Source organism: Psychrobacter sp. DD43 (assembly GCF_904846555.1).
GTDB lineage: Bacteria > Pseudomonadota > Gammaproteobacteria > Pseudomonadales > Moraxellaceae > Psychrobacter > Psychrobacter cryohalolentis.
In genome coordinates this window covers 44497-67542 of record NZ_CAJHBE010000003.1, presented here as the reverse complement: position 1 = coordinate 67542, position 23046 = coordinate 44497, and the positions used below count along the sequence as shown (strand labels likewise).

The 23046-nt window shown below is 42.0% G+C and carries 17 protein-coding genes; 9 read left to right on the top strand and 8 right to left on the bottom strand.

Translation table 11 applies throughout. The annotated features are described in order from the left end of the window. Positions 1-8: 8 nt before the first annotated feature. The 3 genes from JMX89_RS02320 to aspS form a co-directional block, all read right to left on the bottom strand. Positions 9-809, bottom strand: a complete 801-nt coding sequence (locus tag JMX89_RS02320) for a glycosyltransferase (RefSeq protein WP_201550745.1) — start codon at positions 807-809, stop codon at positions 9-11. 105 nt (positions 810-914) lie between these two features. Continuing rightward, positions 915-1841 (bottom strand): lysophospholipid acyltransferase family protein, encoded by a 927-nt coding sequence (locus JMX89_RS02315; protein ID WP_201550743.1) that lies wholly within the window; start codon positions 1839-1841, stop codon positions 915-917. Positions 1842-1908: 67 nt separating this feature from the next. Next, complete coding sequence (gene aspS, locus JMX89_RS02310) at positions 1909-3735, bottom strand: aspartate--tRNA ligase (RefSeq protein WP_181210571.1); 1827 nt, start codon at positions 3733-3735, stop codon at positions 1909-1911. Positions 3736-4098: 363 nt separating this feature from the next. Here aspS and sohB point away from each other — a divergent pair, with 363 nt between their 5' ends. The 5 genes from sohB (at position 4099) to JMX89_RS02285 (ending at position 9829) form a co-directional block, all read left to right on the top strand. Continuing rightward, positions 4099-5079, top strand: a complete 981-nt coding sequence (gene sohB / locus JMX89_RS02305) for a protease SohB (RefSeq protein ID WP_201550741.1) — start codon at positions 4099-4101, stop codon at positions 5077-5079. A 247-nt stretch (positions 5080-5326) separates the two neighbouring features. Further along, positions 5327-6577, top strand: coding sequence for an acyl-CoA dehydrogenase family protein (locus JMX89_RS02300; RefSeq protein ID WP_227672986.1), 1251 nt, complete (start codon positions 5327-5329; stop codon positions 6575-6577). Between the two features lie 139 nt (positions 6578-6716). Continuing rightward, positions 6717-7991 carry a phosphotransferase family protein gene (locus JMX89_RS02295; RefSeq protein ID WP_133104249.1) on the top strand — a complete coding sequence of 425 codons (1275 nt, stop codon included), beginning with the start codon at positions 6717-6719 and terminating at the stop codon, positions 7989-7991. 77 nt (positions 7992-8068) lie between these two features. Continuing rightward, a complete protein-coding gene (locus JMX89_RS02290; RefSeq protein ID WP_133104250.1) occupies positions 8069-8821 on the top strand; it encodes a histidine phosphatase family protein in 753 nt (250 codons plus the stop codon). A gap of 138 nt (positions 8822-8959) precedes the next feature. Then, positions 8960-9829, top strand: a complete 870-nt coding sequence (locus JMX89_RS02285) for an SDR family oxidoreductase (RefSeq protein WP_227672980.1) — start codon at positions 8960-8962, stop codon at positions 9827-9829. 95 nt (positions 9830-9924) lie between these two features. On the opposite strand, the gene JMX89_RS02280 is transcribed toward JMX89_RS02285, so the two are convergent. From JMX89_RS02280 to JMX89_RS02270, 3 genes are all read right to left on the bottom strand, one after another. After that, entirely contained in the window at positions 9925-11625 is a 1701-nt protein-coding gene (locus JMX89_RS02280; RefSeq protein WP_201531410.1) for an AMP-binding protein, read from the bottom strand. A 563-nt stretch (positions 11626-12188) separates the two neighbouring features. Further along, complete coding sequence (locus JMX89_RS02275; protein ID WP_201531412.1) at positions 12189-13886, bottom strand: AMP-binding protein; 1698 nt, start codon at positions 13884-13886, stop codon at positions 12189-12191. A gap of 622 nt (positions 13887-14508) precedes the next feature. Further along, on the bottom strand, positions 14509-15078 hold the full coding sequence (locus tag JMX89_RS02270; RefSeq protein ID WP_201531414.1) for a thioesterase family protein: 570 nt from the start codon (positions 15076-15078) through the stop codon (positions 14509-14511). A 317-nt stretch (positions 15079-15395) separates the two neighbouring features. Here JMX89_RS02270 and xthA point away from each other — a divergent pair, with 317 nt between their 5' ends. The 3 genes from xthA (at position 15396) to JMX89_RS02255 (ending at position 18233) form a co-directional block, all read left to right on the top strand. Beyond that, on the top strand, positions 15396-16220 hold the full coding sequence (gene xthA / locus JMX89_RS02265) for an exodeoxyribonuclease III (protein WP_011513526.1): 825 nt from the start codon (positions 15396-15398) through the stop codon (positions 16218-16220). Positions 16221-16292: 72 nt separating this feature from the next. Beyond that, positions 16293-17516 carry a bifunctional glutamate N-acetyltransferase/amino-acid acetyltransferase ArgJ gene (gene argJ / locus JMX89_RS02260; protein ID WP_133104254.1) on the top strand — a complete coding sequence of 408 codons (1224 nt, stop codon included), beginning with the start codon at positions 16293-16295 and terminating at the stop codon, positions 17514-17516. 318 nt (positions 17517-17834) lie between these two features. After that, positions 17835-18233 (top strand): DUF4377 domain-containing protein, encoded by a 399-nt coding sequence (locus JMX89_RS02255; protein WP_020443396.1) that lies wholly within the window; start codon positions 17835-17837, stop codon positions 18231-18233. 140 nt (positions 18234-18373) lie between these two features. On the opposite strand, the gene JMX89_RS02250 is transcribed toward JMX89_RS02255, so the two are convergent. Further along, on the bottom strand, positions 18374-19807 hold the full coding sequence (locus JMX89_RS02250) for an L-serine ammonia-lyase (protein ID WP_133104255.1): 1434 nt from the start codon (positions 19805-19807) through the stop codon (positions 18374-18376). A 714-nt stretch (positions 19808-20521) separates the two neighbouring features. On the opposite strand from JMX89_RS02250, the gene JMX89_RS02245 reads away from it, so the two are divergent. Further along, the gene (locus JMX89_RS02245) at positions 20522-21955 is read left to right on the top strand and encodes a solute carrier family 23 protein (RefSeq protein WP_201550737.1); all 1434 of its coding nucleotides are present in this window, start codon (positions 20522-20524) and stop codon (positions 21953-21955) included. Positions 21956-22075: 120 nt separating this feature from the next. On the opposite strand, the gene JMX89_RS02240 is transcribed toward JMX89_RS02245, so the two are convergent. After that, positions 22076-23008: a DMT family transporter gene (locus tag JMX89_RS02240; protein WP_011513531.1), complete on the bottom strand. Its 933-nt coding sequence runs from the start codon at positions 23006-23008 to the stop codon at positions 22076-22078. Positions 23009-23046 lie beyond the last annotated feature (38 nt).

Genomic DNA, 23046 nt, shown 5'->3' with positions numbered 1-23046 from the left:
TGATTAAATTATATCCAATACTCTTTGAGCCAAGGGCTCGGCTTCACATGACGATACCATTTACCGCTGCCGCCATTGATGGCATCCGGTGGATTAATCTCACCATGGAAAATAACGATTTTAGCATCATTTGGCAGAGTAGGTGCCCGTACTAGATTAAAAGGAATAGGTGCAATACACTGATATTTAAAGCTGACACACCAATCTTTGTCCCAATACTCTAAATGATGATGCTCACGTAAATAATTGGACAGATATGCTTGCTCATGACGAACTTGAGTACGAATAGTTTCAAAATTACGTTCAAAATTTGCGAGCAAATCAGGATACGTATTCATACCGATATTGAAGCGGTATACCGAGCTATTGCCAATCATACGCCACGGTTTTTTCCAGTCACGAATGATCACGACGCTATCTTCATGCTCAGCTTCATAAGTGAAAAAGCCGTCGATATTATCAACGATAACGATATCGATATCTAAAAATAATGCAACGCCTTTTAAATCGTAAAGCTCGGGCTTAAAAGTCGTGAGCTTTTTCCAGCCACGCTCAGGTCCTGCAGGTAGATTGAGCTCAGGAATAGGGTGGCAGATAACAGCAGGATCGATACCAGTACTGTCATCGGTTAAGCAAACCATCTGAAAATCTAAAGTTAGGTTACGATGCACCATGTTATAAAGACGGTTAACATATTCAGCACCATATTTATCACCCCATTTCATACAAATGATATAACGCTGATCAGAGTTTTTACTGTCTGTTGGCGTTTGATTGGTTGGGAAATTTTGATTCATGTCAGTTGCCATAGTGCACTCATATTTATATAAATAAGGGGCTAACTTTTAAAAAATTGATAAAAAACACTAAAATTGAGAGTCTATCAGTAGCGTACGGATTTCACTGTATCGATTTTATTTATTATCGACACTAGGATGATGTGCGCGAATGAATGCTGCTAAATTGTCTTCATCAGTGTTGTAAGGGTTGTCTATCATAGGGATATGCTTAAAGCGTCGATAACCCCACATATAATGACTGTAATTGTCTTCAATCATACGTTGCATTGCTAGATTGAGTGCATAAGCTGCCGTTTCAGTATTGCGATCATATAAGGCTGGGTCATCGAGTTTATAGCAATAAATATCAAAGCCATGCCCGTCGTCGCGGCGAATACATGCCAATCCGACCAGTGCGCATTTGGTTTTACTAGCAAGTTTGGAGGCGAGGGTGCTGGTTAACGTTTCAATGCCAAAAAAAGGCACGATGACACCGCCTGATGGGTCAGGAACGTGGTCAGGTAAGACAATACTAAAACCACCTTGTTTGAGTGTTTTAAATACTGCTTTTACACCGCTACCATCCGTCGGTACTAATGTCGCATTGAGGCGGGCACGACCTTGAAATATAAAATTGTTGGTAATGTCACCTTTTACGGGCTTATACATGATGGTTGGCGAGCCAAATTGATTGAGCCAAGCATTCATCATCTCCCACGTACCCAAATGCGGTACGATCGCGAGCATGCCGTTAGGACTAGCAAGTCCATCAAGTAAGATGTCTTTATTATGAACGTCACGAATTTGAGCGATACTCCAATCAGGTGGCATCGCCCAGCTTTTGATTGACTCAATGCTGGTTAAACATTGATGATAGATAATCTCTTTGGTTAATGCTTGTTTTTGCAGGTGAGATAACGTAGGAGCAATCAGTGCCATGTTGATTTTAATCGTGCGCATGATACTAGCGCTTGGCATCCTTAAGATTATCCACGCAACAAAACGTGCCAGCATCTGCAAGACAGACAGTGGCACGATTTTGAAAATATGATACGGATTCATGACCATTCACACAGTGATGAATCACATAACAAGCACTGTAAAAAATAGCTTCGCATGATCAGACTATTTATTCAGCAGACTTACTGGTGTCAGCTTGTACTTTTTCACGGACACGGATACCAAGCTCACGTAGCTGCTTGGTATTTACCTCAGCCGGTGCTTGGGTCAATGGACATTCAGCAGTTTTGGTTTTTGGGAAGGCAATCACGTCACGGATAGAGCTTGCGCCTACCATAAGCATGATTAAGCGATCCAAACCAAATGCCAAGCCACCATGTGGCGGCGCACCAAATTTTAACGCGTCAAGCAAGAAGCCAAATTTGTCTTCTGCTTCCTGATCATCAATACCCAATGCTTCAAATACGGCTGTTTGCATCTCAAGTGTATTGATACGTAAACTACCACCACCCACTTCAGTGCCGTTTAATACCATGTCATAAGCGATAGAAAGGGCAGATTCAGGATTGGTTTTTAATTCTTCAACCGAACCTTTTGGCTTAGTAAACGGATGGTGCATTGAGGTCCAGCGACCATCTTCAGTTTCTTCAAACATCGGGAAGTCAGTTACCCAAAGTGGTGCCCACTCACAAGTGGTCATTTCTAAATCTAAACCAATCTTTTGACGTAGGGCGCCGATGGCATCATTGACTATACTGGCTTTATCCGCACCAAAGAAGATAATATCATTGCTTTCTGCACCAGTACGCTCAATGAGGCTTACCAATACACCATCAGTCATATTCTTAATGATAGGAGACTGTAGACCAGATTCTTTATCCACACCGTTATTGATGTTGCTGGCATCGTTGACTTTAATATAAGCCAAACCACGTGCACCATAGATGCCAACAAATTTGGTATACGCATCGATTTGCTTACGGCTTAATGAAGCACCGCCAGGGATGCGTAGGGCAGCAACGCGACCTTTAGGATCGTTAGCAGGACCGGCAAACACTTTAAAATCAACGTCTTTCATTAAGTCTGCAACGTCAATCAATTTAAGCGGAATACGCAAGTCAGGCTTGTCTGAGGCATAATCACGCATGGCTTCAGCATAAGTCATACGTGGGAACTGTTCAAATTCAACGTCCATCATCGTCTTAAAGACATGCTTAATCAGACCTTCGTTGATATTCATGATTTCTTCTTCATTTAAGAAAGAAGTCTCAATATCGACTTGGGTAAATTCAGGCTGACGATCCGCACGTAAATCTTCATCACGGAAGCACTTAGCGATTTGATAATAGCGGTCAAAACCTGCGACCATCAATAACTGTTTAAACAGCTGTGGCGACTGCGGTAAGGCAAAGAAGTTACCCGGACGCGTACGTGAAGGCACAAGATAATCACGAGCACCTTCTGGCGTTGCACGAGTCAAGATAGGGGTTTCTACGTCTAAAAAGCCATGATCATCTAAATAACGACGAATCGCTGAGGTGGCTTTCGCACGGAATACCATACGATCTTGCATTTGTGGACGGCGCATATCAAGATAGCGATATTTGAGACGCAAATCTTCTGATACCGTACTTTTCTCATCATTTAATGGGAATGGCGGAGTTTCAGACTTTGCAAGCACTTCGATTTCTTTCGCCAACAGCTCGATGTGACCACTGGTCATATTTGCGTTTTCAGTGCCCGCGTAGCGTTGACGGACACGACCTGTGATTTTTATTACATACTCAGGACGTACTGCATCAGCAATAGCGAACGCTTCTGGGGTATCAGGATCGACAACGACCTGCAAGATACCAGCGCGGTCACGCATGTCTAAGAAAATCACGCCACCGTGATCGCGACGACGATGTACCCAGCCTACGACACTAATGGTTTGCTCAATCAAGCTTTCGGTTACGGCTCCGCAATATTCGTCTCGGTATTCGCTATGCGTCATAATATAATTATCCAGTTGTCAGCCCAATTCGAAATACAATAATGCAGCCATCGTTACGCTTCTTTTAGATAATAACTAGTTTAGTTAAAAGAAGCGCAAACAACGCGATTAAGACAAATAGTCATCACGTTGGCTACAGAAAATTTGGTGTAAACGTATATTATGCCTAATCTGCCTTTGTTATACAACCGAATCAGCCCAATCAAAGCTCAGTAAAGATGGCTATAAGCCGTATTTATGCCGTAACAATTGCATTAGGTTAAATATTGTTCCTCTGCTTGAAAAGATAAGCGCGCGTGCGCATATCAGCCTAACTTATAAAATTACACTAAGACCGTCTTAATAATTTAAGGAATCGTACTCATGCTGTTTAATCCCTCTAAAAACCCTGTTGAGCTAAGAGTTATCCATCTGAATAAAAACCAAGAGCAACGCCGTGAAGACCTGATGGAGGCGACTCAAGGTAAAGCTGCCCTCAAACAATTCAAAAAAACACTGGCTAAAAAAGCAAAACAAGCCCTAAAAGCAAAAACCAAAAATAAGAAAAAAAATAGTGATAGCAAGCAACAAGTTTTTGTACTCGACTTTGATGGCGATATCAAAGCCACTGCTGTTAAACACCTGCGTGAAGAGATTAGCACGCTAATAAGCACCGCAAATAAAGGCGATGAAATAGTGGTGCGTCTAGAGTCTGGTGGGGGCGTAGTACACGGTTATGGTTTAGCCGCCGCACAATTGGCTCGTCTGAAAGATGCCGGTTTGAAACTCACCGTCTGCGTTGATAAGGTTGCAGCTAGTGGTGGCTATATGATGGCCTGCGTAGCGGACAATATTGTGGCGGCGCCATTTGCCATTATTGGCTCTATCGGTGTGGTATCACAACTGCCCAATTTTCATAAATGGCTCAAAAACCATGATGTCGATTATGAGATGTTTACGGCTGGTGATTACAAACGTACCGTGACTGTATTTGGTGAAAATGACGACGAAGATCGTGCCAAATATCAAGAAGAGCTAGAGCAAACCCATGAGTTATTTAAGCACTTTGTCAATCGTTATCGCGGTATGCTTGATGTAGATAAAGTTGCAACAGGCGAGCATTGGTATGGTGAAGATGCGCTGCATTTGAACTTGGTAGATAAATTACAGACATCAGACAGTTATCTATTAGAGCGTATGGAAAACAACGAAGTGTACGCGCTGCATTCACGTCAAAAGCCAACACTGGCAGAAAAGCTAGGGCTATCACAAGCTGCAGAAGCGACCATCAGCATGGCGGTTGATAAGCTGCCAGAGGCACTAGCACGATTTGACCTTAATAGTCGTTTAAATATCTTAAAGTAGTTTTAAGTATTAAGAGGCTAGTGCATAGCTGATCTTTAAAGTTCTAACCTTAATTTGTGCATTGTTTGTATTTTGTAAAAGGCGTGTCCTAACGGGTCGCGCCTTTTTGCTGTTTAAAAATAATTGCTGTGTTATAAATGGTAAATACGATACAGAGTTTACGTACGTACACTATGAAGTTTTTTATAAAAATGTGATTGAGATAATTAATAAGGATAGGGAAATCATTATGTCTAGCAATGCCTTAATGTTTACAGCAACAGAACATGGTCAAGCCATGCATGCCCAAGTACAAGCATTTATCGAAACCCTTATTGAGCCCATTGAAGCGCAATTTTGGGCAGACTGTCATCAGCAAAATCCTGATGGTAATTGGAAAAATTGGCAGTGGCCAGAAAAGTATGAGAGCTTACGTAAGCAAGCACGTGAAGCTGGCCTGTGGAATTTATTTTTGCCGGATGACATCCTAGGTGCTGGCCTTTCGGTTACCGATTATGCACCGATTGCAGAGTTGACAGGTCGCAGTTTATTAGCGCCTTACGTGTTTAACTGCAATGCCCCTGATAGTGGCAATATGGAGCTGTTGTGGCGTTACGGTACACAAGAGCAACAAGATAAATGGCTGACGCCAATCTTGGAAGGTAAAACCCGTTCGGTGTTTTGTATGACTGAGCCTGAGGTGGCATCCAGTGATGCGACCAATATGCAAGCGACTGCGGTTGTCGATGGCGATGAAATTATTATCAATGGTAGTAAATGGTGGTCGTCCGGTCTTGGCGACCCAGCGGTTGATATTTTGATTGTGATGGCATACACCCCTGATGAAACTAAAGACCGTCATCATCAGCATTCGATGGTATTGGTTCCAGCAAAAACTGCAGGCGTCAATATCGAGCGCATGCTAAAAGTATTTGGCGATTATGATGCGCCGCATGGTCATGGTGAAGTCAGCTTTAATGATGTACGTGTACCCGTTAGCCACTTTATCGGTGGCCCAGGTATGGGCTTTGAGATTGCGCAAGGTCGCCTAGGGCCAGGTCGCATTCATCATTGCATGCGTTGTATTGGGGCCGCTGAAAAGTCGCTAGAGCTGGCCGTAAAACGCGGTATGGAGCGTACGGCTTTTGGTAAGCCATTACTACAACTAGGTGGTAACTTTGAGCGTATTGCTGAAGCACGTATTAAGATTGACCAAGCCCGTTTGCTGACTCTATACGCCGCGCAGAAAATGGACGGCCAAGGTACCAAAGCAGCACTCACAGAAATCTCTGCCATTAAAGTCGTCGCACCGACAGTCTTACAAGAAGTGGTTGATATGGCGATTCAGATTCATGGTGGCATGGGCGTTTGCCAAGATACGATGCTGCCGAGTTTCTTTGCTCAAGCACGCGCGCTGCGCTTAGCCGATGGTCCTGATGAAGTACACAAAACGATGATCGCCAAACTAGAACTGAAACGTCAGGGTTTTAGTCGTTCGTCGAAGCCTGCTAAATCTTAATATAGATTAGTGCGAGTCTATAATTTAATGAAAAGTGAGCTTGACGATAATTAAAGATTCACTATTACACCATTAATAGTGAATTTTCATCCCTATACTCATTGATAAAAATAACTGCCCACACGATAAGGAACATCTTATGGCAACTGCTAATCAGAGCAATACTACGGATAAAGAAGTAGCTAATAAAATCTTAGATAAAGGCGGCGAGGTTCGTGAGGGTGAAGAGCTTGACGCCAAAGCGGTTAGTAACTGGCTACGCGCCCAAGGAATCGATGTAGCAGGTGAGCCAACGGTTACCCAATTCTCAGGCGGAGCATCAAACTGGACTTATCGCCTGCAATATGAAGGCGAAGGTAACGCTGAAAGTAAGAGCCAAGATTTAATCTTACGCCGTCCGCCAAAAGGCACTAAAGCCAAATCAGCACATGATATGGTGCGCGAATACACTGTCCAAAAATCCTTAAAGGATGCTTATCCTTATGTACCTAAAATGGTCGCGCTATGTACGGATGAGTCCGTCATCGGTGCCGATTTCTATGTCATGGAGCGTATGGAAGGTATCATTCCTCGTGCCAATTTGCCAAAAGGGATTGATTTAAACGAAGAGCAAACGCGTGCATTATGTACCAATGTTATCGATGCTTTGGTTGAGCTGCACCAAGTAGATTATAAAGCGCATCCTGATTTAGTGAATCTTGGGCGTGGCGAAGGTTATTGCGAGCGCCAAGTAACAGGTTGGGATAAGCGTTATGTCAAAGCCAAAACACCTAACGTCCCAAGTTTTGCATTGGTACGTCAATGGCTTGGCAAGCATACGCCTGCTGATAGTAAGACTTGCTTGATTCACAATGATTGGCGTTTTGACAATGTCATTTTAGATGCCGCAGATCCAACTAAGGTTATCGGTGTACTTGATTGGGAAATGGCCACCTTGGGTGATCCTTTGATGGATTTGGGTAGCGCCTTGGCTTACTGGATTGAAGAAGATGATAACATCATCATGCAGCAGTCACGCCGTCAGCCCACGCATTTAGAAGGGATGATGACTCGCGATGAGGTGGTTGCTTATTATCTTGAGCAGACAGGTCTAGAGATAGACAACTGGACGTTTTATGAGGTGTTTGGTTTATTCCGTCTAGCAGGTATTGTCCAGCAAATTTATTACCGCTACTATCATAAACAAACGACCAATCCGGCATTTAAGAATTTTTGGCTTATCGTTCATGTATTGCATGCAAAATCTCTGAAGTTGATAGCACAGTATGAAGGTGAGGCGTTATTTAATACTCATGTGCAGCCGCATTTGCAAGATATGGGCGTCGATGCTGCCACCATTGAGCAATTACCAGCGCCTGTACAAAAAGTTATTAAAGGTATTTTACCAAAAGGCTATTTTGCTAAGTCGCCGTAATCAAAAGCTGAGTAATTTTTTAGCAAGTAAAATTTTTGAAATCAGCATATTGAAACTATGATAAAAGGCAGTATTTTATGACAACCATTCTTCTGGCACGTCATGGCCAGGCATCCTTTGGACAAGAAAATTACGATCAGCTGTCAGAGCTAGGTGGTATCCAAGCGCAAATGCTCGGCCAGCATTATGCAACGACCCAGCGCCGAATCGATGCTATTTTTACGGGGAGTTTGGTCAGGCAACAAGATTCTGCACATCATTTTTGGCAGCGTTATCAGTCATTTGCTGATACCGATAGCTCTAACAAGCCTGCAATCGATATGAGTGCGCCGGATAGCTATGTACTGCCACAATTTGATGAATTTAATCATAAAGATGTTTTTGTTAAATCAGATCCAGCATTCAGCACTCGAGCATCAATTGCAGCTGAGATTGCTAAAGCGGATGTACCGATGACACGTTTGGCTGAGTTATTTGATAACGCGATGCAGCGCTGGCATGGCGGTGATTATGATCAAGATTATATAGAAAGCTGGTCACAGTTTAATGAGCGAGCTAAGCAAGCGCTTGAGCAAATACGTATACAGGTGACAACGCTAAATTTAAATCGTGATAGTACGGTATTGGTATTTACTTCAGGCGGTGTGATTGCGGCTATTACATCGCAACTCTTGCAACAAGGCAGTCAAACTGCGTATCAAATCAATAAAAGCTTGGTTAATACGGGCGTGACATCTATTACTTTAAAAGAGCAGAATTCACGTTTACTATCATTAAATGAGTATAGTCATTTATTCGCTGATGGTAAGCGTTTTGTGACATGGCGATAAGTCATGATTGGTTGCTAAAACCTTGTTATAGAAAGTCTGTAGTGGCTGGCTATTAGCGCAGATAACACCAAAGCCAGATAGACAGTTGGAAGTGTTTACGTTATCTTGAGGTTATCATTGATACATAAGAGAATGTCCATGCAAAATAAATTACTGAGCCTAGTGGCAAAAAAAGTTGCCAAAAGTAAAAATCAATTATTTGGCGCGGTCCAACCAGCACGTTATTTAAAAGGTTTAAATAAGCAGCAGATTGGTCGTGGCAAAACAGTTTTAATCACGGGTGCCAGCTCAGGGTTGGGCGAGGGCATGGCGAGATTGTTTGCTAAGCTTGGATACAACCTTGCTATTTGTGCGCGTCGTACGGATCGTTTGGACAGTCTACAAATAGAGCTGATGGCACAATATCCTGATATTCGTATCGAGTATCGAGTGTTAGACGTTAGTGATTATAATGCGATTTTTGAAGTGTTTGATGCCTTCACGGCTGACTTTGGTCATATTGATCGTGTCGTGGTAAATGCAGGCATTGGCGAGAGTCGCCGTATTGGTAAAGGACGCTTTGATACCAACCGCCGTACGGTTGAAGTTAACTTTATCTCAGCGCTCGCGCAGTGTGAAGCGGCGATGAGTATCTTTCGCGCACAAAATAGGGGCCATTTGGTCGTGATATCTAGTATGTCAGCGATGCGTGGATTACCTAAGCACTTGACTGCCTATGGTGCGAGTAAGGCAGGCTTGGCACATTTGGCAGAAGGTATCCGTGCTGATATGCTATTGACCAAACTGCCGATCAAAGTCTCTACTATTTATCCAGGCTATATCCGTACTGAAATCAATGAAAATGCCAAACCACTACCGTTTGAAGTAGATTCAGATACTGGCACGAAAGCCATTGTTGCAGCTATTGAGGCTGGCGTGGAAGAAGCTTGCGTGCCGAGCTTACCATGGTCTATTGTCGGTCAAGCAATGAAGCATTTGCCATTGCAGGTGGTCAATAAAGTCAGTTAGCACAAACCACGTTGATGATATTAAGAAAAGATAATAAAAAGCCCTCAATATTAATGTTGAGGGCTTTTTATTATCTTAATTCTAAAGCTCAAGTACTACAAGGTTTGAGGGTTATCTGACATGTGTTTTTCACGCAGTTTTTGACGCAATATTTTACCCACATTACTCTTTGGCAACTCACTCACAAATTCAATATGACGCGGGCATTTGTAGCCAGTCAAATTGTCCAAGGCAAATTCTTTAATATCACTCTTGGTAACATTGTTATCAGCAGGGACGATATAAATTTTGACTGCTTCGCCTTGATGCTCATCAGAAATGCCAATCACTGCGCAATCAATAATACCTTTGCAATCTAGCATAACTGACTCAATCTCATTTGGAAAGACGTTAAATCCTGATACCAAAATCATGTCTTTTTTGCGATCAAGTAAAGTGATATAGCCTTTTTCGTCCATACTAATGATATCACCAGTACGGAAATAACCCTCTTTAGTAAAGTCATTGGTGTTGTCTTTATTAAAATAGCCTGAGGTGATATTTGGTCCCTTAATGCACATTTCACCAGACTGATTAAAACCTACGGTCTCGCCATTATCATCGACCACAATAACATCGACACTAGGTACAGGAATGCCAATAGTGCCATTGAACTTGCGATCAGTAATGACGTTAGCAGTACCTGCTGCAACCCCTTCAGTCATACCCCAACCCTCAACCATCGGGCAACCAGTGACTTCTAACCAGCGTGCTGCCGTCTGCTCAGTCGCTGCCATACCGCCTGCTTGTGAGATACGTAATGCGCTAAAATCTAGGTTTTTAAAGGTTGGTTGATCAAGTAGTCCTTTAAACAAGGTATTGACGGCAGGAAAAATATGGAAGGGCTGTTTTGATAAGGTTTTGACAAATCCAGGCATGTCTCGTGGATTAGGTATTAATATAAAAGTATAACCCGAACGCATACCTAGCAAGCTCAGCATAAAGGCAAATATATGATATAGCGGCAATGCCATCACCATATTAATGTACACCTCATTAATTTCAGAGGTAACAGGGCGATACCATGCTTCTGATTGCATGGCAGCAGCGACAACGTTACGCTGGGTTAAAATAGCGCCTTTAGATAGGCCTGTTGTACCGCCGGTATATTGTAAAATAGCTTTTTGTTGCAGTGAGGTTTTTGGTGTTTGAAAAGGCAGGTTTTTGCCTTTTTTAAGCACATCAGGGAATTTGGTAACATTATACTTAGGGTCATTCAGGTTGTACTTAGGTACCAAGCGTTTGACCTGACGAATAACGGTGTTGACCAAAATACCCTTTAGTCCCATCATATCGCCCATTTTCGATAGTACAATACGTTTGATGTTTGTCTCTTCAATGACCTGCTCAAGTGCTTGAGCAAAGTTATCGACGACAAAAATAACCTGAGCGCCTGAATCATTGAGTTGATGACGTAGCTCACGACCAGTGTACAGTGGGTTAATAGGGGTGCAAACATAGCCGGCGCGCAATATACCGATCATCGTCGGTAAGTATTGCGGCACGTTTGGCATCATGACTGCCACTACGCTACCTTTAGGGATATCTTGTGCTTGCAACCAAGCAGCGACAGCAAGAGACGCTTTGTCCACGTCTCCATACGTATGAGAAACGCCCATACAGATGGTCATAGGATGCATACGGAAGCGGTCAAAACACTCTTCATACAACTCGATGAGACTTTCATACTGATCAGGATTAATAGTCTTGGGTACGTTTGCTGGATATTGAGCAAGCCAAGGTTTATCTGTTGTCATACTAAGCGTCCTTAAATTTGCGATCAGTTAAGGCTCTATACAAAAGTAGTCACATCCATGTCAACAATACGAGTCATCGCCAGTTAAGCGGTGGATTGTCGAGTGCTATCCCATTTATTCACAAACTGCTAAAATACGGCGGCCTTTATACAAGGTGATTGAACTAAAAATTCATTTAACCACACAGAAAACTCATCTGAATAGATTAAATGGCTGGTTTGTAATTATTTTTGAAAAATGTACTGCTGTTTAAGGTCGATTAATTGACCTTAGTTAAATATATTACTGACTCAATGTTATAAACAATAGCGTAACATATTTCGGCAATACATTAACATAAGTGTAATTGAGTAAGTTATTGCTATAAAAGAACTTGAGAGTTTGTCGTTATACTTGATATATTGAAAAATATATGTTGCAACTAAGAATAGTGAAGCGATTGCAGAGACAAGATAGCATATTAAAAATGCTAATAAAGTTTAAAATTGATCGATGGTATGGTTAATAAAAAAGCGCCTTGCATCTAATGCAAGGCGCTCTTGACAATTAAAAGACCGCTTTAATTATAGTTGAGGATTGTCTATCATATGCTTCTCGCGAAGTTTTTGACGTAATACTTTACCGACGTTACTTTTTGGTAGCTCAGTAACAAACTCGATATGACGTGGACATTTATAACCAGTCATATTGTCTAAAGCAAACTCTTTAATAGAGTTTTTGGTGACATTGTTGTCAGCAGGGACAACATAGATTTTGACCGCTTCACCTTGATTCTCATCAGGGATACCGATGACAGCACAATCGATAATGCCGTCACAATCAAGCATGACCGACTCGATCTCATTTGGAAATACATTAAATCCTGACACCAAAATCATGTCTTTTTTACGGTCTAATAGTCTAAAGTAGCCTTTCTCGTCCATGCTGACGATATCGCCAGTGCGAAAGTAGCCATCTTTGGTAAAGTCATCACTACTGTCTCTATTTAGATAACCTGAGGTGACGTTAGGTCCTTTGACACACATCTCGCCTGCTTGATTGGCACCGACAGGGTTGCCTTCGTCATCGATAATAATGACATCAACACTAGGGACAGGGACGCCAATCGTACCATTAAACTTGCGATCAGTGATGACGTTGGCCGTACCAACAGCAACCCCTTCCGTCATTCCCCAACCTTCAATCATAGCGCAGCCTGTCGTCTCAAGCCAGCGTCTTGCTGTTTGCTCAGTCGCTGCCATACCGCCTGCTTGTGAGATGCGTAGTGAGCTAAAATCTAGGTTTTTAAAGTTCGGATTGTCGAGTAAGCCTTTAAACAAGGTATTGACCGCAGGGAAAATATGGAAGGGCTGTTTTGATAACGTCTTAATAAAGCCTGGTATATCACGCGGGTTAGGAACCAATATAAAGGTGTAACCTGCACGCATACCCAGTGAGCTCAGCATAAAGGCAAAAATATGATACAGCGGCAGTGCCATCACCATATTGATATATACCTCATTAATCTCTGAGGTAATAGGGCGAGTCCAAGCTTCTGACTGCATCGCGCCTGCGACAATATTACGCTGAGATAAAATAGCGCCTTTAGAAAGCCCTGTTGTACCACCTGTATATTGCAAAAAGGCGGTTTGACTCAAAGACAGTTTTGGCTTTTGGAACGGCAGGTTTTTGCCTTTCTTGAGCACATCAGGGAACTTAGTGACATCGTATTTTGGGTCATTCAGATTATACTTGGGTACCAAGCGTTTGACCTGACGAATAATGGTGTTGACCAATATACCTTTTAGACCCATCATATCGCCCATTTTTGATAGGACAATGTGTTTGATATGGGTTTCTTCAATGACCTGCTCAAGTGCTTGGGCAAAGTTATCGACGACAAAAATAACCTGAGCGCCAGAGTCATTCAATTGATGGCGTAGCTCGCGCCCAGTATACAGAGGATTTACGGGTGTACAAATATAGCCAGCCCGCAAAATACCAATCATCGTTGGCAAGTATTGCGGCACGTTTGGCATCATAAGCGCGACTACGCTACCTTGAGGCAGACCTTTCGTCTGTAACCATGCAGCAACCGCGATAGAGGCTTTATCGACATCGTCGTAGGTATGAGTAACGCCCATACAGATGGTCATAGGATGCATGCGAAAGCGATCGAAGCACTCTTCATATAGCTCCATGATACTGCTATATTTGTCTGGATCAATCGTCTTTGGCACACCAATAGGGTAATTTGCAAGCCAAGGTTTATTTGGCGTCATAGTCAGCGTCCTTGAAATATGAGAGAGGTTAAATGTTGCTAGCTAAGCAGTCAGATCCGTGTCAATAAAAAAACAGCGCTGACATAAAAGCGATCGCTGAATTTGATAATATCCTTATCCATTGACAGACTGCTGGTGTTATTGGGTTATTTGACATCAGTAAATGGTAAAAAATAAGTGTTTGATTAAAAAACTATTTGAGTAATCTTAAAAAATTAGTCGAATTAATTTTTTCTACCAACCATCTACCACAAAAAAATAATATATCAAATATATAATGATACATTTAAGCAATACGTTAGCATGAATCTAGGCTAAGGCACTACGATGATAAGAGTACTGCTCAGTACAGGAAGTATTCTTATAAATGAATATATAGCAAGGTCTATAGCCAGCTCAATGTAAAAATGATACAGCGAGACTGGAATGAATGTTTTGCAGTCTCTGTCGGCGTAGGCATAGTATGCTTCACAGGGGCTACGAAAAATCTATAGCAGTAGAGCTGTATCGGTTTTAAATCAAATCGATTCTATATATCATACGAAAAGAGAAGATGACTAATTATTGTCGTAGGAAAAACAGATTTTTCTAAAGATATTTAAGAAATCAATTATTATAGAAGCTACTTATTATATTCTGAAATTGCTTGCTCAATAGCAACACGTAATTTTTTTGGCACACGAATAGGGCGCATTGGCGTCGTATTGGTACTGGTTTTATTTGACGCATCATTCTCTATAGCATCCGGTGTGATTTGATTTTGTACGCAGGCAACAACGATTTTAGTGCTGCTTAGCAAAACCGCTTTTACATTGTCAGCAGTGTTCTCTTGAGAGTGCTGACGATAAATGCTTTGATAGAATACAATGCTTGCAGGTTTTATCTCAACGTTATCAATGCGTACATTAATGACCTCATCTAATAAAATAGCGCGCTTATATTGCAAGTCCGCTTGAGTGACGACGAAATGCTGAATCTGACCGTCATTGGTCTCCAAGAAATAACCATTTAATCCCAATTGAGTAAACCAATCGCGGCGGCAGTTTTCAAAGAATACTAAGTGATTGGCATGATAGACTATACCGCCAGCATCAGTATGATTGATGTAGACATTATAGTTGGTCGCAAATAACGGCGTAATTATGTGAGGTTTTGATACGGCAGTTGGGTTCTTATCAGTTGCTTTTGTCATAATAATGCTCAATAGATTTTTAATAATAGGGTGTTATAAGTTGTTTAAATGCCGCTGCTTGATAAGCATGATTTAATAAAAAGTAGGATAGTCAATAAGAGTGGCTTGATAGCATGTTTTGATAAAATGACACGGCAAACAGCCAAGTAATTAGACCAAACAAACACTCTAACTCAAGATATAAAAGGGTGCAACAGCTAGCGCTGTCTATGTCTGTTATCATAACCGTATTTGTTTTATTTTAGATTTATTTATAAGTGCATTTTAAAACTGCATTTACTTATCAAAGCAGTTATTTATATAGGATAGGATAATTTATGACCCGTTTTGTTTGTTTTAATATCAATGGTATCCGAGCTCGTCAACATCAGCTGGAGGCGGTGCGAGATATTATCGATCCTGATGTCATGGGTCTGCAAGAAACCAAGGTGCATGATGAGCAGTTTCCCCTTGAAAATGTAGAAGGCTTGGGCTATCACGTCGAGTATTTTGGACAGAAAGCGCATTACGGTGTGGCATTATTATCGAAAGTTGCGCCTATTTTTGTGCAAAAGGGTTTCCCTAACGAAGATGAAGAGGCGCAAAAACGTTTTATTCATGCGCGTTATGAGTTTGATGGGCGTGAGATTGATGTGCTCAATGGCTATTTCCCACAGGGTGAGAGTCAAGATCATCCGACCAAATTTCCGATGAAACGTGCTTATTATGCTGATTTAATGGCCTATATTGATACGCTAAAAGCAGAAGGGCGCTCGCTAGTGATTATGGGGGATATGAATATTGCCCCAGAAGACATCGATATTGGAATCGGTGAAGTAAATGCTAAGCGTTGGTTGAAAAATAGAAAAACATCCTTCCTACCTGAGGAGCGTGAGTGGTATAGCAATCTTATGTCACGTGAGTTGACTGATACCTACCGTTTGCATTATCCAGAAAGCACTGAATTATACAGCTGGTTTGATTATCGCAGTCGCGGTTTTGATGATGATCCTAAGCGTGGATTGCGTATTGATCATATTTTATGTACGCCTGATCTTGTTGAATGTTGTGTTGATGCGGGTATCAGCTATGAGCTGCGCGCTATGGAAAAACCCTCTGACCATGCGCCTATTTGGACAGCATTTGATTTAAACAAAGTATGATGTTTTTACCATTACGATTAAAGCTTTACAATCAATAAAAATATACCAATATCAATAATTAAGGAGTGAATGATGGCAGTTGGCAATGTTGCAGTACCTGAGACGATTTATCCTATTGAAGGCATTAAATTAAGCGCTACCGCAGCAGGCGTACGTTATAAAGATCGTGATGATTTGGTAATTATTGAGATCGCAGCTGATGCGGCCACTGCAGTGGTAACGACCAAAAACGCATTTTGTGCAGCGCCTGTGCGCGTATTACGTGAACACTTTGCTGCAGCTTCTCCGCGCTATTTGGTGACCAATACTGGTAATGCTAATGCTGGAACCGGTGCTGATGGCAAACGCCGCGCCACAGATATCTGTGCGGCATTGGCTGCTAAAGCTGGCGTGGCTAGTGATGCAGTACTGCCATTTTCGACGGGTGTTATTGGTGAGCCATTAAATAGTGAAGCGATTATCGCTGGACTAGACAACGCATTAGCCAATCTAGCGCCTGATAATTGGCTTGCTGCTGCAAATGGTATCCGTACAACGGATACGATTCCAAAGCTCGCGAGTAAAAAAATCGATGTTGATGGTAGTAGTTATCATATTACGGGGATGTCAAAAGGCTCAGGCATGATACGTCCCAATATGGCAACCATGCTTGGCTATGTTGCAACCGATGCCAATATTGCTGCTGACTTATTACAAGAGATGTTAAATGCTATCAATGAGCAGTCTTTTAACCGTATTACGGTTGATGGTGATACCTCGACCAATGATTGTTGTGTATTGATAGCGACAGGTGCTGCGAGCTCAGATATCATTGATAGCCCTGAGCACCCACATTATCAGGCAGTGTTTGAGGCGTTAGCTGAAGTCTTTATACGTTTGGCACAACTGATCGTACGTGATGGTGAAGGCGCTACTAAATTTATGACAGTTAAAGTTACAGGTGGCAAAACCACGCAAGAATGCTGCGATGTGGCATATGCGGTTGCGCATTCACCCTTGGTCAAAACGGCATTTTTTGCCAGTGATGCCAACTGGGGTCGTATATTAGCAGCCGTCGGTTATGCTGGGATTGAAGACCTTGATACCGAACAAGTCGATGTCTACTTAGACGAAGTTATGATTTGTCAAAATGGTGGTGTCGCGCCAAACTATACGGAAGAGGCGGGCAATACGGTCATGAGTCGCCCTGAGATTACCATTCATATCGATCTTGTACGCGGTGATGCCCATGATACCGTTTACACCTGCGATTTATCTTACGACTATGTCAAAATAAATGCGGACTATCGTAGCTAAACAATCTTAATACTTACTTACAAAAAACGCTCAGAATCATCATGATTCTGAGCGTTTTTTATTTAGTGTTTTAAACTGATATCACTGAAAGTAGGGTGTATTTATCGGTAATATCAAAAATATTTATTTACTGTTGATTAACAGTCGTTGCAAAAGCTGACGTTAAGTTACAAAGCAGTTATAGAGGCGCAGTTACTTTGCGCCCTATACTGGTCGAGTTAATAATAAGTGATTAAGTGATATTGAAAAACCGGTTATTCTAAAATGAATAAATCGAGTCTAAACAAATAAAACTATGAATATATTGAGGATTTTATAATGAAAAAGTTAGCATTAGCAGCAGTGATGGCAACGTTTGTTTTATCAGGTTGTTCAACCATGGCAACTGACGATACGCGTACCATGGTCGTTGAAGGTGAACCAGCAGTGGTTAAAGTCATTAACATTCCAAGTTTTAAAATAGAGATAGCTCCGCTGAAAGCAGTTTGTGAGCTACAAGCTTCTAATGGTGCCATGATTGAGTCAGAGTGCTTGCAGTATCGCCAAACGTATCAGAAAAACTACACCCCTTTAAATGGTAATATTCAAGGCTTTACGTATGAGCCAAATTATCGTTATGTTTTAGACGTTCGCCAAGAAGCGATGATGGATGAAGTAACGAATGCGGTTAAGCCAGTTTGGATACTGAACCAAGTAGTGTCAAAAAAAGCGGAATAATTGCTCATCAAGTAGCTTTTGGAATAAATAGCACTATCGTTAATTCAATAGCAGTTAGCTTGAAAAAAGACCTCTAATGATTAGAGGTCTTTTTCATAATAGGATTTATATTTTCTATTGAATTATAAGCTGCCCAATCATTAGCATTGGCTGTATTTCACGCTGACGCCATGAGTGGCAGTCGGTATACGGTTGTCAGCATATACTGCCAATCCACCGCGAGAAGTTTCTTTGTATTTATCTAACATGTCAGCGCCAGTAACTTTCATAGTTTCAATGACTTTGTCTAAAGAGACAAAATGTTGACCATTACCACGGCAGGCAAGTCGTGCAGCATTGACTGCTTTGACTGCGCCCATCGCATTGCGCTCGATGCAAGGTACTTGGACTAAGCCACCAACAGGATCACAGGTCAGACCCAAGTTATGCTCGATACCAATCTCAGCAGCATTGAGACATTTAGCAGGGTCGCCACCTAAGATTTCTGCCAATGCAGATGCCGCCATCGCACAAGCTGAACCGACTTCACCTTGGCAGCCCACTTCAGCACCCGATATTGAAGCGTTTTGTTTGATTAAGCTGCCAATTGCTGTGGCATTTAACAAAAACTTGCGCGCGCCATCAAGGCTATAGTTTGATAAAAAATCGCGATAATAATGCATCACTGCAGGAATGATACCTGCGGCGCCGTTGGTAGGAGCAGTGACCACATTGCCGCCATTGGCATTTTCTTCATTGACTGCCAAAGCATATAAATCAATCCAATCCATCGCAACCAGTTTGTCATTTTGCGCAATCGGCTGGTCTTTTTCAGCACATAGTTGCACATATAGTGCTTGAGCGCGGCGTCTTACATCTAATCCACCCGGTAAAATACCGCTGTTTTGGCAGCCACGGGTCACACAATCTTGCATCGACTCCCAAATAGAATCTAAATACGCAAATACTTCTGCCTGCTCACGGTAATGGCATTCGTTTGCTAATACCAGCTCGCTCACGCTCAAGTGATGTTTACGGCATTGTTCTAATAGCTCTGCGGCGCTATTAAAAGGATAAGGAATCACATCGATAGTCGGCGTTGCATTATCTTCATCAGGATTGGTCGCATCTTCTTCATTGATAACAAATCCACCTCCTACGGAATAATAAGTCTGCTGATAAGGGCTGCCATTCGCCAAAGACACACGAATAGTCATAGCATTCGGATGATAAGGTAGAACCGTCTCATCATACCAGTGAATATCACGCTCTGTATCAAAAGCAATAACGTGCTCGCCTGCGATATTGAGTTGATTGTCTGAAAAGATCGGTGCCAGATATTCACTGGTCAAACGCGTATCGATGGTGCTAGGTGCATGACCAAGTAAGCCCAGTAATATGGCAGTATCTGTAGCATGTCCTTTACCAGTTGCCGCAAGCGAGCCATATAACTCAATCTCTAAAGACTGGATGTCGCTCAGATTGGTTTGCTTTAGGAGTGACTGTACAAACAAGTTAGCCGCTATCATAGGACCAACCGTATGAGAGCTTGATGGGCCAACGCCGATTTTGAATAAATCAAAGACACTAATCATAATAAGTTACCAAAAAATAAAAGGGATTCAGAAAAACCGCATAGCAAAGACTACTGCGCCCATATAATATTATAATGGGCAACAATAGATAATAAGTATCGATCATCGATAAATTTAGTGCATTGTCTATGAAAATGTTTAAACGTGTTCGTTCGAGTGACGGGTGAATAATAGCTGTTGTTTATTATTAAATTCCGTTATGATGCTCGGCATCAACGCTTATGTAACATCCTGTAAGTTAGCTGTCGCTATAGAATACACGGTATGAGCAGCCAAAGCGTTGAATTTAGTAAAGCATATCTTAGTCAATACAGCTAGCAAAATGTGGTAATACTCTAAAATAATACCTATTATTATGATATTTCCAAACAGCTGATTGGAGATAGAAAAATAGTGTAGAAAAACATAGAAATAAAAATTATTTTCTTGCGAGATATTAAGATTAAGCGAGAGAGACAGTGTGTTAAAAATATCAAAAATAGCTCTGTATTCATACAAGAATCCGTAGTTAGTAAGAGCTAGATTTCATTATTTTTCCATTAACTTTTTATTGTATATATAGCTATCCCATATAATAGCCACTATTTATAACAGCACTTATAGTAAATACCGTTACTTGTTATCTCTTTATTTATTCGAGCTATTATTAGCCTGTTCGTTAGTGAGTCATTACCAGTCTGTTATTATTAGCTTAAGCCTATAGGACAATCGCGCATGATAACCCCTCCAGAAAACTCGTCTCAATCAACGCCGCATAGTCAGAAAGAACCATCAACGCCAAACGCGCTAGAAGCAGCAGGTATTGATGTTGCAACTGGCTCGGCGACAATGAACTTACCGCACAATCCAGACTTTGATAATGGTCGCTGGTTTCCAACATGGCGTCCATATGGCGGTGATTTGGATCGTGATCCGGTTGGCATTAATGAATATTTACCGCCCTCAAAAAGCATGCTACTGGGTATACAACATACCTTTGCGATGTTTGGGGCGACAGTGCTTGCGCCATTATTAATGGGCTTTGATCCAAACTTAGCGATTTTGATGTCTGGTATTTGTACGGTGATGTTTTTTGTGATTACCGGTGGACGTATGCCCAGTTATTTGGGATCGAGTTTTGCTTTTATTGGTCCCGTGATTGCCGTGACGGCATATGCTGGCGTAGGGTTTAATGCCAATCTGAATGTTGCATTGGGCGGCATTATGGCCTGTGGTATTATTTATGCATTGATAGGTCTGCTGGTCATGAAGACGAGTACAGGCTGGATTGAGCGCTTGATGCCACCGATTGTTACTGGTGCGATTGTAATGATTATTGGTCTTAATTTAGCGCCCGTAACCATTCAAGGGGTGTCTGCCAACCAATTTGATGCATGGATGGCCACGTTAACGGTATTGCTTATCAGTGGGGTAGCGGTATTTACCCGCGGCATGCTACGTCGTTTGCTGTTATTAGTTGGCTTAATATTGTCTTATATTGCTTATTTTGTGATGACCAATGTATTGGGCTATGGCGTGCCGATTGATTTTAGTAGTGTGTCGGCAGCTTCATGGTTTGGGCTGCCAAGTATTCATGAGCCGCGTTTTGAGATGAGCGCCATTGTATTAATTGCCCCTGTCGCCTTTATTTTAGTTGCTGAAAATTTGGGACATTTCAAAGCGGTAGAAGGCATGACTAAAGCGCGAGTAACGCCTTATATGGGGCGTGCATTTTTTGCTGATGGCTTAGCGACGACTTTTTCGGCAGGTTTTGGTGGTACAGGTGTGACGACTTATGCAGAAAATATCGGCGTGATGGCGGTCACCAAAGTATATAGTACAACTATTTTTGTCGTAGCAGGTTTGGTTGCTATCATGCTGGGCTTGTCACCGAAATTTGGTGCGATTATTCAAACCATTCCGCCCGCATTATTGGGCGGTGCATCTATCGTAGTTTTTGGTTTGATTGCCATCGCTGGTGCGAAAATTTGGATAGACAACCATATCGACTTTAGTAAAAACAGCAATCTTATCATCGCAGCAGTCACTGTAATCATGGGAACCGGTAACTTTAGCTTGCATCTAGGCGGCTTTGATTTGGGTGGCATCGGTACGGCTACCTTAACAGCAATTGTGCTTAACGCTCTATTTAATCGCCAAAAAGACTAACTTTTTTACTATCTTAAGCTTCAAATAACTCACTATATTGATAAGCAAAAGCCACAATAATCATTGTGGCTTTTATCTATTATGACGCTTATTTATAATCGTTACTGTTCTGTACGAGCTTTACTTATAATCACGCTTATAAAACCGTGCAAAAAACCGATAACGGCGTAGGGCGCGTGGTTTAGGCTTTAGCGAACCCAAATAAATGGCAAACATCGTGAGTAACGCACCGCTCCATTGTAGGGTATTGATGGGCTTATCAAGCCAAGTATAATCAATTACCAATGCCGCAACCGGCTCGGTCAATAATAGTAATCCAGTTAATGCCAAAGACAGCTTGGGAATAGAGTAGGCGATAAGCCCCCATGCTAGGCACTGCATGACCGTACCATAAATCAATATCCAGCCAATATCAGACCAGCTATTAGGCAGTATATTACCCATATCAAAGACAAACATTGGCACAATCATTGCCAGTCCGCCCCCAATACTAATCAGCTGCATAAGCATGAATATTGGCGTCGGCTCAGTATCATGGGTTTTACGTATAAAGGTCATTGAGGCTGCGAGCATAGCCCCTGACACGATACCAGTAATAAATCCCCAAGTAGCGGCCTTATTTTGGGCAAATTCTGGGCTACCGATCATTGCCACACCCAACATTGCCAAGACCAAGCTGACAAGCTGTAATATAGATTGGCGCTCGTTAAAATATAGAAAGCCAATGGCTGCCAAAAAGAAAATCTGTAAGCTGTTTAGTAAGGTTGAAATGCCGGGACCCACCGCATAGATACTCTCGTGCCACAGTGCCAAATCCAAACCTAAAAATGCACCCGATAATAAGCCATAAAAAACAGCACGTTTTGAGCGCGGTAGCCGTTGCCCTGTCATTTTTGCTAATACCGCAAACACCACGCCTGAAATAGCCAAGCGCCAAAAAGCCATTGCCCAGCCACCGATGTCAACATGAGCGACGATTAAACTGCCCAAACCAAAGATCACACAGCCAATAAGCAAGCCAGTAGCAGCGGAGCGTGAAGAGGCAATAGCCATATATTATCCTTATATCATGACAACTTTTATTTCAATTA